We start from the raw sequence: 13,348 nt of genomic DNA, 5'->3' as shown, positions 1-13,348 counted from the left end.
GGAGACTTCACCGTCGCGCGCCCTCTTTGGGCCGGAGGCCCACGGAGAGTCGATGAAGGGGCGCCCGATTTGCCTACTGTGAGTCGGATACGGTCGGCGCTCCTTCGGCGAGGCTCCGTGAGCGCGCGACAGATGAACACAGCAAAGGTCCCTTGCTTCATTCGGCGTAACGCCTCATCACTGAGGCCGACTCCGCGGTCGACCTCAGGGTGACGACTCCGCACACGCCCCGCTCCTAGGCTCGATTTCGACCAAGAAGTCGATCATGACGGGGGTTGGGGATGAATCGCTCTGTCCTGAGCAGGATCGGGACACTCACGGCCGCGGCGGCCACCTTGGCGGTACTCGTACCGGCGACGGCGTCCGCGGCGGCTTCGTCGGTGCAGTGGGGGCCGTGTCCGGAGGACGTGGCCGCGCCAGGGCTGACGTGCACCACCTTGAAGGTCCCGCTCGACTACCGGAACCCGGGCGGGAAGACCATCGACGTCGCCGTTTCGAAGCTCGCGAGCACCAAGCCCGCGAAGCGGCGCGGCATCATGCTGACGAACCCGGGCGGCCCCGGCGGCCCGGGACTGTCCATGCCCGCCGAACTGCGGGCCGCGGGCATGCCGTCGAGCGTGCTCGACGCGTACGACATCATCGGGTTCGATCCGCGCGGGATCGGCCGCAGTACGCCGGTCACCTGCGACCTGAAGCCCGAGCAGGCGGTCAACAACGTCCCGCCGTACGCGCGTGACGCCGCGGCGGTGGCGGAACGGGCGAAGACCGTGGCGGTCGTCGCGAAGCAGTGCGGTGAATCGAAGACCGCCGCGATCCTGCCGTACATCACCTCGGCCAACACGGCCCGCGACATGGATCGCATCCGTGAAGCCCTTGGTGAGAAGAAGCTCTCGTACTACGGCGTCTCATACGGCAGCTACCTCGGCGCCGTGTACTCGACGCTGTTCCCGCAGAACACCGATCGCGTCGTGCTCGACAGCGTGACCGGGCCGGGCGGGCTCGACCCGGCAGGATCGCGTCGTCTCGCGGAGGGCTTCCAGGACCGCTTCCCGGACTTCGCGAAGTGGGCGGCGGAACGGCACGCGAGCTACGGCCTGGGCCGGACCCCGCGGCAGGTGACGGCGAAGTTCTACGAACTCGCGGCCAAGCTCGACACCGGCGTCGTTCCGGGTGTGGACGGTGCGGCCTTCCGCGTGGGCACGTTCGGTTCGCTGTACTCGACCAGGTCGTTCCCGGTGCTGGCGCAGCAGTGGCAGGCGCTCGACGGTGAAGGCGTCATGAAGCAGACCGCGCAGGCCCAGCAGGTCGACGTGGCGCAAATACTCGCCGCGCAGCTGCACGTGGTGTGCAACGACGTGAACTGGCCGGAGAAGGTCGAGACCTACCAGCGCAGCGTCGAGAAGGACCGGGTGAAGTACCCGATGTTCGGCGCCGCCGCGGCGAACATCTGGACGTGCGCTTACTGGCCGTCCGAGCCGATCGAGCCGCAGGTGCGGATCGGCGACCGGGGCCCGTCGAACATCCTGATGGTGCAGAACCTGCGTGACCCGGCGACGCCGCTCGGCGGGGCCAAGGAGATGCGGCGCGCGCTCGGCGACCGGACGCGGATGGTGTCGGTCGACGACGGTGGGCACGGGGTCTGGCTGGGTTCGGAGAACGCTTGCGGCAACAACGCCGTCAACCGGTTCCTCGTGGAAGGCAAGCGCCCCGCGCACGACACGGCCTGCGCAGCGGACAGGGGCGGGCTCTTCGCCTCGATGACACCGGAGCAGCGGCAGGAACGCGAGAAGGCTCTCGACGAGGTTCGCTCGAAGCAGCGGATGTTCTGAGTTTCCGAGGTGAACCCGCGATAGCGAGGCCTTCGGCCGGGCGGCTTCACGCTGTGGTGATTCGTCGAATGTCCCTCAGCCCCGCCAACCGATGCTGAGGACTAGCCTGCTGGGCGTGAGTGAACTCAGCCACGTCGACCATACGGGCGCCGCCCGTATGGTCGACGTTTCCGGCAAGACGCCCACCGCCCGCACCGCGCTGGCGGGCGGCACCGTGCACACCACGGCCGAGGTGCTCGGCCTGCTGGCGACGGACGGGTTACCCAAGGGCGACGCCCTCGCGACCGCTCGGATCGCGGGCATCATGGGCGCGAAGAAGGTGCCCGAGCTGATTCCGCTCTGCCATCAGATCGCGTTGTCCGGGGTGAAGGTCGAGTTCGCCCTCGACGAGACGGCCGTGCACATCACCGCGACCGCGAAGACCGAAGACCGGACCGGCGTCGAGATGGAGGCGCTGACCGCCGTCGCCGTCGCCGGGCTGACCCTGCACGACATGATCAAGGCGGTCGATCCCGCGGCGACCCTCGACGACGTCCGCCTCATCCGCAAGGACGGCGGCAAGACCGGGACCTGGGAGCGGCCGTGAACCGGGTCGCGAGGGTGATCGTGGCGTCGAACCGCGCCGCGAAGGGCGTGTACGAGGACACCACCGGTCCGGTCATCACGGACTGGCTCACCTCACGCGGCTGGGACGTGCCCGAGCCCGTGGTCGTCGAGGACGGGGAACCGGTCGGCGAAGCCCTGCGGGACGCAGTCGCCGCCGGGGTACAGGTGATCGTGACGACCGGTGGCACCGGCATCTCGCCGACGGACCGCACCCCGGACGTCACGCGCGCCGTCCTCGACTACGAACTCCCCGGCGTCGCGGACGCGATCCGCGCCGCCGGACTGCCCAAGGTGCCGACGGCCGTGCTCTCGCGCGGGATCGCCGGCGTGGCGGGCCGGACCCTGGTGGTGAACCTGCCCGGCTCACGCGGCGGGGTGAAGGACGGGCTGGGCGTACTGGACGGGATCCTCGACCACGCCGTCGACCAGCTGGCGGGCGGCGACCACCCACGGGAGGCACAGCAGTGAGCGTTCGGGTCGCACGGATCGCGGTGGTCGACGAGCCGCTTTCGGTCGAGGAACACGCCCGTCTGGTGGACGACGCGGCCGCGGGCGCCGTCGTCACCTTCGGCGGGGTCGTCCGGGACCACGACGGCGGGCGGTCGGTGGCACGGCTCGCCTACGAAGGGCACCCCAGCGCCGCCGACGTGCTCGCGGAGGTCGTCGCGGACCTCTCGGGGAAGTGGGAGGGCGTGCGTGCGGTCGCCGTCAGCCACCGGCTGGGCGCGCTGGCCATCGGGGATGTCGCGCTGGCGTGCGCCGTGGCGGCCGAGCACCGGGGCCAGGCCTTCGCCGCCTGCTCGGAGCTGGTCGACGAGGTCAAGGCGCGGCTGCCGGTGTGGAAGCACCAGCACTTCAGCGACGGCAGTGACGAGTGGGTCAACTCGCCGTAGGAGCTGCGGAGGGCATCTGGTCTCGTGAGTGGTAAGGACGGTTCTAACCGTCCTTACCACTCACGAGACCCGCCCGATGGTCCCCGGACACGACAAAGCCCCACCGCCGGGGGAATAAGCGCGGTGGGGCCTTGTCAGTCGTGACGTGGCCGCGCGGGGAATCCCGCGGGCATCACGACCTACTGTTGCTCAAGAGCTCACTTGGTGGCGAGCTTCTGGCCGACGACGATGAAGTCGGCGTTCGGCACGTATGCCTTGTTCAGCTCCTGCAGCTTCTGGTAGCCGCCCTGGACGTTGAACTTGGACGCGATCTTCGACAGCGTGTCGCCGGCCACGACGGTGTAGTCACCGGCCGGGTTGGAGTTGGCGACATTGGCGGCCGGCGCCTGGACCGGAGCCTGCTGCTTCTGGACCGGGGCGGTCGACTTCTTCGGGGTCACCTTCTTGGTGGCCTTCGGGGCGCTCGACTTCGCCTTGGCGGGGCTGGCGGAGCCGCCCTTCTTGCCACAGTGCGGCCACGCGCCGATGCCCTGGCCCTGGAGGACCCGCTCGGCGACGGCGATCTGCTGCTCACGCGTGGCGTTGTGCGCGCTGCCGGTGCCGCCGTAGGCGCGCCAGGTGCTCTGCGAGAACTGCAGACCACCGTAGTAGCCGTTACCGGTGTTGGTGTTCCAGTTGCCGCTGCTCTCGCACTGCGCGATGGCGTCCCAGTTGGTCGCCGACGCGGGGGTCGCGGCGATTGCGAGGGGAGCGCCGACCGCGACACCCGCAATGGCGACGCGGGCGATGTGGCGGGTGGCGGCGGACATCTTGCGGTGCTTGCCTCGGTAAGACATGTGAGTAAATCTCGCTCCCTGCGCCTACGAGCCTGTGCTGAGGGAAGAACCCGTGGGTCCTGGCCGGCCGTCTCAGGCCGGCTGACTCCGCCTGACGCACGACGCGTCGGCTCGGTCCCCTCGTCCCTGTCCGGAAATGCTTTCGCTCGGGGTTGGGTCCGGGAATCCGTTGGACAGGGCTCGGCGCTACGGGTTCCCGGTGTTGCGTGGTCGGTCGGGGCCAACCGAAAAGCGACGGTACGTAACGAACGGCCCGAGCGGAAATTATTCGAGCTGTGACCTGTATCACAGTAACAGCACGCAACCTATAACGATTCGGGTGTTTGCGCAGGTCAGCGGGCCGTTATCTGGCCGTTTCCTAGTCGAGATAATTCACGGATCGTGAGGCTTGCATCACGTGGATTAAGAGATGACTGGCCCATTCGTGCGCCTTCGCGCGCGAATGGGCCGCGCACTTTAGCGAGACCTCAAGAAGTTCGCCAGCCCTGACAGGTCATCCGTATTCAGGTGGTCGACCCCGGCGGCGACCAGCTCTTTCCACAACGCGTCGCGCCCTGGTCCGGCGGTATCCGGCGTGGCCCAGAATCGGACCCGCTGACCCGCCTTGTGGGCGCTTTTGACCAGATCGTGCAGTTTCGCCCGCTCCTCGGCAGGGAAGGGGCCGTCACCGGTCCAGGTGAACAGCTCGCTCCAGGAGTCGGAGACCAGCGGGGTCACCTTGGGGTCCGAGCCGATGCCGAGGTCGTTTTCGTCCTTGATCCGGCCGTCGTAGAAGGCGAGCCGGAACTTCTGCCCGAGCATCACGTCCTTGGGCCGCCCGCCGGAGATCACCGCGGTGACGGCCCGCTTCTGTACGTGTCCGAACGCGTACAGAGAGAAGAGGAAGGAGTATCGAGGGTCGTACAGCCGCTTCTCGAGCGCCGCGTAGGTGCTGTTCGCGTCCCCCTTGACGTCGATCAGCAGCTGGAACTCCGCGCGCTGCCGGTAGACGCCGACGCCGTGGTTGGCCAGGACACGCTCGCGCAGCGGCTCCAGGTAGAGCGACTCCAGGGTGCGCTCCGGGCGAGTGTCGTCGAGGTCGTGCGCGACCAGCAGCTGCCCGTCCACCAGGTAGATGTCGGCCTCGACACTGGTGAAGCCCTGATCGAGCGCGTCGTGCAGCGGACGGGCGTGCTCGTAGTCGTTGTGGCTGTGCGCTCGCGGCAGCGGCCGGACGCCGCGTTCGTGGGCGGAGGCCGGGGCGGTCGCGAGGCTCGTGGCGGCGACCGCGACGAGCAGCGCGGCGAGGATACGGCGGGGAGTGATCACTGGCGCATCCTCGGCGGCTTCGGCGTCGGGACGGTGAATTCCGGGCGGACGGCGGATCAAGGGCCCCGGAACGCCTTGCGGGGGAGCAAGGGACCTTTGCTATCGCTTTTCGCCGTTCGCGCAGGTCAGCCCCCAAGTCAGCCCCAGGTCAACCGCCGGCGAACGGCGGCAGGACGTCCAGTTCGGCGGCGTCGGTCAGCGGCCGCGTGAGATCCCGCACCGCGACGCCGTCCAGCAGATACGAGACCGCGTCGAGCAGCTTCGCCAGTTTCTCCGGGTGGAGTTCACGCAGGCGGGCGACGGCGTCGGCGACGCGGGCGCCGTCCGGCAGGGTCACCTTCTCCTCGTCGAGGCCGACGGCCGCGCGGGCCGAGGCGAAGTACCGCACCACGATGGTCACCATGTCAGCCGCCGATCGCGCTCATCGGCCGGATCGGCTGCGCGAAACCGGCCTCGTTGATCTCGTGTCCGGCGAGCTTGCCCCACATGGTCGCCCGCCAGGCGTCCGCCACCTCTTCTTCGCGCGCGCCCGCGCGCACGAGCGCGCGAAGGTCCGTCTCGTCGTTGCTGAACAGGCACGAGCGCACCGCGCCGTCCGCGGTCAGCCGCGTCCGCTCGCAGGCGCCGCAGAAGGGACGGGTCACCGACGCGATCACGCCGACGTCGCCCGGTCCTCCGTCGACCAGCCAGCGTTCGGCGGGCGCCCCGCCACGCGCGGCGGGGAACGGTGACAGCGTGAACTCTTCACCGAGCATGCCGAGGATCTCCTCGGCGGTGATCATGTCGCCGCGGTTCCAGCCGTGCTGCGCGTCCAGCGGCATCTGCTCGATGAACCGCAGGTGGTAGCCCTCGGCAAGGCAGAACTTCAGCAGCGGCACGGCCTGGTCTTCGTTCAGCCCGCGCATCAGCACCGCGTTGACCTTCACCGGGTCCAGTCCGGCCTCGCGGGCGGCGGCCATACCGGCGAGCACGTGCGAAAGCCTGTCGCGACGTGTGATGGTCTCGAACAGCGCGCGGTCGACGGTGTCCAGCGAGACGTTGATCCGGTCCAGCCCGGCGTCCGCGAGCGACTTCGCGCGCTTCGCGAGCCCGATCCCGTTGGTGGTCATGGAAAGCCGCGGCCGCGGTTCGAGCGCCGCGACCCGCTCGACGATCTTCTCCAGCCCCTGTCGCAGCAGTGGTTCGCCGCCGGTGAGCCGGATGTCGGTGATCCCGAGCCGTTCGACGGCGATCCGCAGCAGGAGCACGAGCTCGTCGTCGGTCAGCACGTCCGCGCCCGGCATCCATTCGAGCCCTTCGGCGGGCATGCAATAGGTGCAGCGCAGATTGCACTTGTCGGTGAGCGACACCCGCAGGTCGGTCGCCACGCGGCCGAAGGTGTCGATCAGAGCGGGGTTGTCCGGCCTGGGCACGTCCGCGCGCCCTCGTGTACCGGGGACACGGGGAAACCCGAGATCGATCGCTGTCATTGTCACCAGACTAACCCCGAAGCAGGCGAAAACCGACTGTCTGAAATCCCTTTCGCACCGAATCGGTTTCTTCCCCGAAGGGTTTCCGGATGGCGAAATATCCGCTCTCGGCGGAGGAATTGGCCCGGTTCGCCCCATCTCGGCAGGGAAAGCAGCACGCTGACCGCCCTCCGGCACGCCAGGATCGCCGAACTGACCGGATTGTCGACTGCCGCTGTGACCGGCGTCATGGACAGGCTCGAGAAGGCGGGTCTCGCCCGCCGCGTCCGCGGCACCGTCGATCGCCGGAAGGTCCTGATGGAGGTCGTTCCGAACATGAAGACGGTCCTCGAACAGTTCTCGCCCGAGGAACGGAAAGTGCTGGAACGTTTCCAGAGCGCGGTGCTCGATGGCCTCCGCGACGAACTGCCCGGCAATTCCTCGCGTCCATAGCTTTTCCGCATCCGCGGAAGTAACCTCGCAGCCATGCCGCAATTTCGGTTGTCCGAGGCCGCTCGCTTGCTCGGCGTCAGCGACGACACCGTCCGCCGCTGGGTGCGCGCGGGCCAGCTGACCGCGTTCGACGACTCGGCGGGTCGCAAGGTCGTCGACGGCGCCGAACTGGCCGCGTTCGCCAAGGCGCAGGCCGAACAGCCAGAAGATCCTTCGAACGTCGGCCGCTCCGCGCGCAACCGGTTCGTCGGCCTCGTCACCGAGGTCGTCACGGACAAGGTGATGGCACAGGTCGAACTGCAGTGCGGCCCGCATCGCGTGGTCTCCCTGATGAGCGCCGAAGCTGTCCGTGAGCTCGGGCTGAGGCCCGGGGTGCTGGCGGTCGCCGTCGTCAAGGCGACCACCGTCGTGATCGAAACCCCGGAAGGAAGCCGATGAGGAGACTCGTCCCCGCCCTGCTCGCGCTGGCACTGGCCGCGACGGCCTGCGGCGCGGATGGGCCCGTCACCGCGACGGCCGAATCCAGGACGCTGACCGTGTTCGCGGCGGCGTCGCTGACCGAGTCCTTCGGGGCGCTGGGCAAGCAGTTCGAGGCGCGGAACTCCGGGGTGACCGTGAAGTTCAGTTTCGAGGGCTCCTCTGCTCTGGTCCAGAAGCTGACCCAGGGCGCGAAAGCGGACGTGTTCGCCTCCGCCGATCAGGCCAATATGGACAAGGCCGCCAAGGGCGAGGTGATCGACGGGCAGCCGTCGGTGTTCGCCACCAACCGGCTCGCCATCGCCGTCGGCAAGGGCAACCCCAAGGGCATCAAGGGGCTGGCGGATCTCGCGAAGGACGGGCTGACCGTGGTCGTCTGCGCGCCGCAGGTGCCGTGCGGGTCTGCGGCGAAGAAGGTCCAGCGGTCGTCCGGGGTCACGCTCAAGCCGGCGAGCGAGGAGCAGGACGTCAAGTCGGTGCTCGCGAAGGTGCAATCGGGCGACGCCGACGCCGGGCTCGTCTATGTCACCGACGCGACGTCGGCGGCCGCGAAGGTGGACAAAGTGGACTTTCCCGAGGCGGCGGGCGCGATCAACGACTACCCGATCGCGGTGGTGAAGGACGCTCCCCAGGCTGACCTCGCCAGGCTGTTCAGGGACTTCGTCCTCAGTGCCGAAGGCAAGAAAGAACTCGCGAAGGTCGGTTTTGGCACGCCCTGACCCCGCAAGTAGTCACCTACTTGCGATAGATGTGCGCGCAAGCACCGCAAGACGGCACCGACTTGCGGGGGGCGGGGTGCCGTGGGTGCTCTGGCCGCCGGCGATCTGCGCACTGGCGCTCGTGGTGCTGCCGGTCGTCGGGCTGCTGGCGCGCTCGGATCTGACGCGCTTCCCGAGCCTCATCACCTCGGCGTCCTCGCTGAACGCGCTCAAGCTCTCGCTGACCACCGCCGGACTGTCCACTGTGGCCTGTGTACTACTCGGTGTCCCGCTCGCCGTGGTGCTCGCACGCTCAGGGGCTCGCGGGGTTCGCGTGCTGCGCGCGGTGGTGCTGCTGCCGCTCGTCCTGCCGCCGGTGGTCGGTGGCCTGGCGTTGCTGTACTTGCTGGGCCGCAGGGGTTTCCTGGGCATCCTGGTGACCACGCTGACCGGTGAGCAGGTGCCGTTCACCACGGCCGCCGTGGTCATCGCGCAGACGTTCGTCGCGATGCCGTTCCTGGTGGTCAGCCTCGAAGGAGCCCTCCGGGGTGCCGGTGACCGGTACGAAAGGGTCGCTTCGACGCTGGGCGCCAAGCCGTGGACGGTGTTCCGCCGGGTCACGCTGCCGCTGCTGCTGCCCGCGCTCGGTTCGGGCATCGTGCTGAGTTTCGCGCGGGCGCTGGGCGAGTTCGGCGCGACGATCACCTTCGCCGGCAGCCTGGAAGGGGTGACCCGGACCCTGCCGCTGGAGGTCTACACCCAGGCCGAGGTCGACGTCGACAGCGCGGTGGCGCTCGCGTTGCTGCTCATCCTGGTCGCTGTCGCGGTGATCGCGCTCGCCCGGCCGCGCGCGCTCGAAGGAGTCCGGTCGTGACCCTTTCGGCCGAGATCGCCCTCCGGCGCGGCGAGTTCACCTTGGACGTCGGCTTCGAAGTCCCCGGCGGGGGAGTGCTCGCCCTGCTCGGCCCGAACGGGTCGGGGAAGTCCAGTGTGCTGGGCTGCCTCGCCGGTCTGCTCCGGCCGAATCGGGCACGGATCACTCTCGACGGCCGTGATCTTGCGGGCCTGCCGCCGCACGCGCGCGGTATCGGCCTGCTTTCCCAGGACGCCCTGCTCTTCCCGCATCTGTCCGCTTTGGACAACGTCGCCTTCGCGCCGCGCTCGACCGGCGCCGGGCGCGCCGAGGCGAAGCGGCGTGCGCGGGAGTGGCTGACCGAAGTGGACGCGCTCGAACTGGCCGGACGGCGGCCCGCCCAGCTCTCCGGCGGGCAGGCGCAGCGGGTCGCGATTGCGCGGGCATTGGCGGCCGAACCGGGACTTCTGTTGCTCGACGAGCCCTTCGCCGCGCTGGACGTCGACGCGGCGCCCGCCATCCGCGGGCTCCTTCGGCGGGTGTTGCGTTCCGGACCGCCGACCGTACTGGTCACCCACGATCCGCTCGACGCGCTGGCGCTGGCCGATCACGTCGCCGTCCTCGACGGCGGCCGGATCGTCGAACGCGGCGAGACCCGCAAGGTCCTCTCCGCGCCGCGCACGGCGTTCACCGCGAGGATCGCCGGGCTCAACCTGGTGCCCGGCACCGCGGTGGAAGGTGGTTTGCGCACGTCAGGCGGGCAGTTGGCCGGAATTCCGGCCGAGGACGTCGTCGAGGGCGAAGCGGCGGTCGCGGTGTTCCCGCCCAGCGCCGTCGCCGTGTACTTGAAGGACGGCGAGCACCGGGGCAGCCCGCGCAACACCGTCGAGGGAATCGTCGACGCCCTCGAACCACACGGACCGGTGATCCGCGTCCGGTCCCGCGGTGACGACTGGGCGGCGGGCCTCGCCGCCGACCTCACCCCGGCCGCGGTCGCCGAACTGGCGCTCGAACCCGGCACACCGGTCAATCTTTCGGTCAAGGCGGCGTCCGTGGCTGTTCACGCCGTCTCCGATCATTAGGGTGGGACCCATGAACGAGCGCCGTTGGACATACCTCAGCGACATGGATGGCGTGCTGGTGCAGGAGGAGCACCTCGTGCCCGGCGCGGACGAGTTCCTCAAGGAGCTGCGCGCCAACGACATCGGCTTCCTGGTGCTGACCAACAACTCGATCTACACCCCGCGCGACCTGCGGGCGAGGCTCGAGCGGACCGGTCTCGACATCCCCGAGGAGGCCATCTGGACCTCCGCGCTGGCGACCGCGAAGTTCCTCGCTTCGCAACGGCCGAACGGCTCGGCGTTCGTGATCGGCGAAGCCGGGCTCACCACAGCCCTGCACGAGGTCGGCTACGTGCTGACCGAACGCGACCCGGACTACGTCGTCCTCGGCGAGACGCGCACGTACAGCTTCAGCGCCATAACCCGCGCGATCAGGCTGATCGAGGGCGGCGCGAAGTTCATCGCCACCAACCCGGACGCCACCGGCCCGAGCATGGAGGGCTCGATGCCCGCCACCGGTTCGGTCGCCGCACTGATCGAGAAGGCCACCGGCCGCTCGCCGTACTACGTCGGCAAGCCGAACCCGCTGATGATGCGCTCCGCGCTGCGGCGGCTCGGCGCGCATTCGGAGTCGACGCTGATGATCGGCGACCGGATGGACACCGACGTCCACTCGGGAATCGAGGCCGGACTTCAGACGATCCTGGTGCTGACCGGCATCTCCACGCGGGAGAGCGCCGAGCACTACCCGTACCGGCCGACCAAGATCATCGACTCGATCGCCGATCTGGTCGGGCGCACCGCCGACCCGTTCGGCGAAGGCTGAGCGGCACAGCCGCATGCGGAGGGCTTATCGTCAGACGATGCACGACGATCAGCCCGCGTCCCCGACCTACGTGGTCGGTGACGTGCACGGACACCGGGACGAGCTGGCCGAGGCGCTCCGGGAGAAGGGGCTGCTCGACTCCGACGACGACTGGGCCGGCGGCGAAGCGACCCTCTGGTTCCTCGGCGACTTCGTCGACCGGGGGCCCGATGGCGTCGGCGTCATCGACCTGGTGATGCGGTTGGAACGGCAGGCCGCCACCGCGGGCGGGCACTGCGGGACGCTGCTGGGCAACCACGAGATCCTGCTGCTGGGGATGTACCACTTCGGCGACACGGAGGTGCCGTCCGACTTCGGGCCGCGCAGCTTCGCCCGCAGCTGGGAGATCAACGGCGGACTGCTCGAAGACCAGGACAGGCTCACCCCGCAGCACATCGAATGGCTGACGTCGCGCCCGATGCTGACGCTGGCCGCGGACCACCTGCTGATGCACTCGGACACGCTCGAGTACCTCGGCTGGGGCGAGGACATCGACGAGATCAACGCGCGCGGCCGCGAGATCCTCGAAGGCAACGACATCCAGGCCTGGTGGGACGTGTGGCGGCGGATGACCACGCGCTACGCCTTCCGCGGCCCGGAAGGCGCCGACGTCGCGCAGCAACTCATGGACCGGCTCGGCGGAGAGCGGATCGTGCACGGGCACAGCGTCATCGCCGACCAGCTCGGGATCCATCCGGCGCAGATCGAGGGGCCGTATCTCTATGCGGGCGGGAAGGCGCTGGGGATCGACGGCGGGTTGTTCGTCGGCGGTCCCTGCCTGATCATCCCGCTGCCGTGGGAACCCGAAGATTGAAGACGGTCTCCCCAAGGGCGCCCCGCGCCCGGCGGAGACTTCAGCGCCCGACAGATGTCACGGAAGCTCGACGATCTCCTTGCCCAGCGGCATCAGCGAGACCGGGATCATCTTGAAGTTCGCCACACCCAGCGGAATCCCGATGATCGTGACGCAGAGCGCCACCCCGGTCAGCACATGCCCGATGGCGAGCCAGAGCCCGGCGAAGATGAACCAGATGACGTTGCCGATCGTCGACGCGGCCCCGGCGTCGCGCCGATCCACGACGGTGCGGCCGAACGGCCAGAGCGCGTAGGCCGCGATCCGGAACGAAGCCAGCCCGAACGGGATGGTGACGATCAGGATGCAGCAGATGACACCCGCGACGATGTAGCCGAGGGCCATCCACAGGCCACACAGCACGAGCCAGATGACGTTCAGGATCAGGCGCATCAGACGTGCAACTCCCCGCTGGCCACGGTGACCGCCTGACCCGAAAGCAGGACGCGGTCGCCTTCGAGACTCATGCGCACGATGCCACCGCGTGCCGAGGCCTGCTCGCCGACGAGCTCTTCCCGGCCCAGACGCGCGGCCCAGTACGGCGCGAGGACGCAGTGCGCTGAGCCGGTGACCGGGTCTTCATCGATGCCGACGCCCGGCGCGAAGAACCGGGTGACGAAGTCGATCCCGTCCACGTCACCCGGTGCGGTGACCATCAGCCGTCCGTTCCAGTGCGTGCGCAGCGCGGCCAGGTCCGGCTCCAACGAGCGGACCACGGAGGCGTCGTCCACCACCGCGAACAGGTTCTGGAGGCTTCGCCCGACGTACTCGAACTCCAGGCCCGGCAGGATCGGCGACAGATCGTCGTCCGACTCGCGGGGCGGATCCGACGGGAAGTCCATCGACACCCAGCCGTCTTCGGCGCGGCAGCGCAACTCGCCGCTTCTCGTCGTGAAGGTCTGCTCCCCGCCGAGGACGTGCGTGGTCGCCAGCGTCGCGTGCCCGCACAGGTCGACTTCGGTCTCCGGCGTGAACCAGCGAAGCGACTTCGGGCCTTCGCCACCGACCTCGACGAAGGCCGTCTCGGCGTGCTTCAACTCGGCGGCGACCGACTGCATCCAGCCCGCGTCGCCCGGCGAGTCCAGCAGCACGACGCCGGCGGAGTTACCGGCGAAGGCCTCGGAAGTGAAGGCATCGACGATGTAGAGGCGCATGTCCTCGACGATAT

14 protein-coding genes and 2 pseudogenes are annotated in these 13,348 nt (G+C 69.1%); 10 read left to right on the top strand and 6 right to left on the bottom strand.

Going from position 1 to position 13,348, the window contains the following annotated elements; translation table 11 throughout:
- Window positions 1-281: 281 nt before the first annotated feature.
- The 3 genes and pseudogenes from H074_RS27710 to H074_RS42190 all read left to right on the top strand — a co-directional run bounded on the left by H074_RS27710 (window position 282) and on the right by H074_RS42190 (window position 3,328).
- Complete coding sequence (locus H074_RS27710; protein ID WP_007033387.1) at window positions 282-1,829, top strand: alpha/beta hydrolase; 1,548 nt, start codon at window positions 282-284, stop codon at window positions 1,827-1,829.
- Window positions 1,830-1,944: 115 nt separating this feature from the next.
- Window positions 1,945-2,415 carry a cyclic pyranopterin monophosphate synthase MoaC gene (gene moaC, locus H074_RS27705; protein WP_007033386.1) on the top strand — a complete coding sequence of 157 codons (471 nt, stop codon included), beginning with the start codon at window positions 1,945-1,947 and terminating at the stop codon, window positions 2,413-2,415.
- Window positions 2,412-3,328 (top strand): annotated as a pseudogene (locus tag H074_RS42190) (molybdenum cofactor biosynthesis protein MoaE). Before moaC ends, H074_RS42190 begins: the two are co-directional and overlap by 4 nt.
- Before the next feature lie 197 nt (window positions 3,329-3,525).
- Here H074_RS42190 and H074_RS27690 read toward each other — a convergent pair.
- The 4 genes from H074_RS27690 to moaA form a co-directional block, all read right to left on the bottom strand.
- The gene (locus H074_RS27690; protein WP_007033385.1) at window positions 3,526-4,164 is read right to left on the bottom strand and encodes a transglycosylase family protein; all 639 of its coding nucleotides are present in this window, start codon (window positions 4,162-4,164) and stop codon (window positions 3,526-3,528) included.
- Between the two features lie 456 nt (window positions 4,165-4,620).
- Window positions 4,621-5,472, bottom strand: coding sequence for a phosphatidylinositol-specific phospholipase C/glycerophosphodiester phosphodiesterase family protein (locus tag H074_RS27685; protein ID WP_007033384.1), 852 nt, complete (start codon window positions 5,470-5,472; stop codon window positions 4,621-4,623).
- 148 nt (window positions 5,473-5,620) lie between these two features.
- Window positions 5,621-5,875 (bottom strand): MoaD/ThiS family protein, encoded by a 255-nt coding sequence (locus H074_RS27680; protein ID WP_007033383.1) that lies wholly within the window; start codon window positions 5,873-5,875, stop codon window positions 5,621-5,623.
- 1 nt (window position 5,876) lies between these two features.
- Window positions 5,877-6,941, bottom strand: a complete 1,065-nt coding sequence (gene moaA / locus H074_RS27675; protein WP_051072021.1) for a GTP 3',8-cyclase MoaA — start codon at window positions 6,939-6,941, stop codon at window positions 5,877-5,879.
- 89 nt (window positions 6,942-7,030) lie between these two features.
- On the opposite strand from moaA, the pseudogene H074_RS27670 reads away from it, so the two are divergent.
- From H074_RS27670 to H074_RS27640, 7 genes and pseudogenes are all read left to right on the top strand, one after another.
- Window positions 7,031-7,373, top strand: a pseudogene (locus tag H074_RS27670) (MarR family transcriptional regulator).
- Between the two features lie 33 nt (window positions 7,374-7,406).
- Window positions 7,407-7,811, top strand: coding sequence for a TOBE domain-containing protein (locus H074_RS27665; RefSeq protein WP_005156143.1), 405 nt, complete (start codon window positions 7,407-7,409; stop codon window positions 7,809-7,811).
- A complete protein-coding gene (modA, locus tag H074_RS27660) occupies window positions 7,808-8,569 on the top strand; it encodes a molybdate ABC transporter substrate-binding protein (RefSeq protein WP_007033380.1) in 762 nt (253 codons plus the stop codon). The genes H074_RS27665 and modA overlap by 4 nt, the downstream gene beginning before the upstream one ends.
- 76 nt (window positions 8,570-8,645) lie before the next feature.
- A complete protein-coding gene (locus H074_RS27655) occupies window positions 8,646-9,422 on the top strand; it encodes an ABC transporter permease (protein WP_007033379.1) in 777 nt (258 codons plus the stop codon).
- On the top strand, window positions 9,419-10,483 hold the full coding sequence (locus tag H074_RS27650) for a sulfate/molybdate ABC transporter ATP-binding protein (protein ID WP_007033378.1): 1,065 nt from the start codon (window positions 9,419-9,421) through the stop codon (window positions 10,481-10,483). Before H074_RS27655 ends, H074_RS27650 begins: the two co-directional genes overlap by 4 nt.
- A 10-nt stretch (window positions 10,484-10,493) precedes the next feature.
- The gene (locus H074_RS27645; protein ID WP_007033377.1) at window positions 10,494-11,288 is read left to right on the top strand and encodes an HAD-IIA family hydrolase; all 795 of its coding nucleotides are present in this window, start codon (window positions 10,494-10,496) and stop codon (window positions 11,286-11,288) included.
- Between the two features lie 37 nt (window positions 11,289-11,325).
- On the top strand, window positions 11,326-12,141 hold the full coding sequence (locus H074_RS27640; RefSeq protein WP_007033376.1) for a metallophosphoesterase family protein: 816 nt from the start codon (window positions 11,326-11,328) through the stop codon (window positions 12,139-12,141).
- Between the two features lie 57 nt (window positions 12,142-12,198).
- On the opposite strand, the gene H074_RS27635 is transcribed toward H074_RS27640, so the two are convergent.
- Both H074_RS27635 and H074_RS27630 read right to left on the bottom strand, forming a co-directional pair.
- On the bottom strand, window positions 12,199-12,573 hold the full coding sequence (locus H074_RS27635; RefSeq protein ID WP_007033375.1) for a YccF domain-containing protein: 375 nt from the start codon (window positions 12,571-12,573) through the stop codon (window positions 12,199-12,201).
- On the bottom strand, window positions 12,573-13,334 hold the full coding sequence (locus H074_RS27630) for a PhzF family phenazine biosynthesis protein (protein WP_039923562.1): 762 nt from the start codon (window positions 13,332-13,334) through the stop codon (window positions 12,573-12,575). The genes H074_RS27635 and H074_RS27630 overlap by 1 nt, the downstream gene beginning before the upstream one ends.
- Between the last annotated feature and the right edge of the window lie 14 nt (window positions 13,335-13,348).

This window comes from Amycolatopsis decaplanina DSM 44594 (assembly GCF_000342005.1).
In the GTDB taxonomy this organism is placed as follows: Bacteria; Actinomycetota; Actinomycetes; order Mycobacteriales; family Pseudonocardiaceae; genus Amycolatopsis; species Amycolatopsis decaplanina.
Note: the sequence above shows the minus strand (reverse complement) of the source record. Positions and strands in the feature narration are given on the sequence as shown.

Excerpts from the sequence above, each read along its gene's own strand:
- H074_RS27710 (WP_007033387.1), top strand. The coding sequence starts at position 282 with ATGAATCGCTCTGTCCTGAGCAGGATCGGGACACTCACGGCCGCGGCG.
- H074_RS27630 (WP_039923562.1), bottom strand. The coding sequence starts at position 13,334 with ATGCGCCTCTACATCGTCGATGCCTTCACTTCCGAGGCCTTCGCCGGT.
- H074_RS27665 (WP_005156143.1), top strand. The coding sequence starts at position 7,407 with ATGCCGCAATTTCGGTTGTCCGAGGCCGCTCGCTTGCTCGGCGTCAGC.
- H074_RS27640 (WP_007033376.1), top strand. The coding sequence starts at position 11,326 with ATGCACGACGATCAGCCCGCGTCCCCGACCTACGTGGTCGGTGACGTG.
- H074_RS27645 (WP_007033377.1), top strand. The coding sequence starts at position 10,494 with ATGAACGAGCGCCGTTGGACATACCTCAGCGACATGGATGGCGTGCTG.
- H074_RS27680 (WP_007033383.1), bottom strand. The coding sequence starts at position 5,875 with ATGGTGACCATCGTGGTGCGGTACTTCGCCTCGGCCCGCGCGGCCGTC.
- moaA (WP_051072021.1), bottom strand. The coding sequence starts at position 6,941 with ATGACAGCGATCGATCTCGGGTTTCCCCGTGTCCCCGGTACACGAGGG.
- H074_RS27635 (WP_007033375.1), bottom strand. The coding sequence starts at position 12,573 with ATGCGCCTGATCCTGAACGTCATCTGGCTCGTGCTGTGTGGCCTGTGG.
- modA (WP_007033380.1), top strand. The coding sequence starts at position 7,808 with ATGAGGAGACTCGTCCCCGCCCTGCTCGCGCTGGCACTGGCCGCGACG.
- H074_RS27690 (WP_007033385.1), bottom strand. The coding sequence starts at position 4,164 with ATGTCTTACCGAGGCAAGCACCGCAAGATGTCCGCCGCCACCCGCCAC.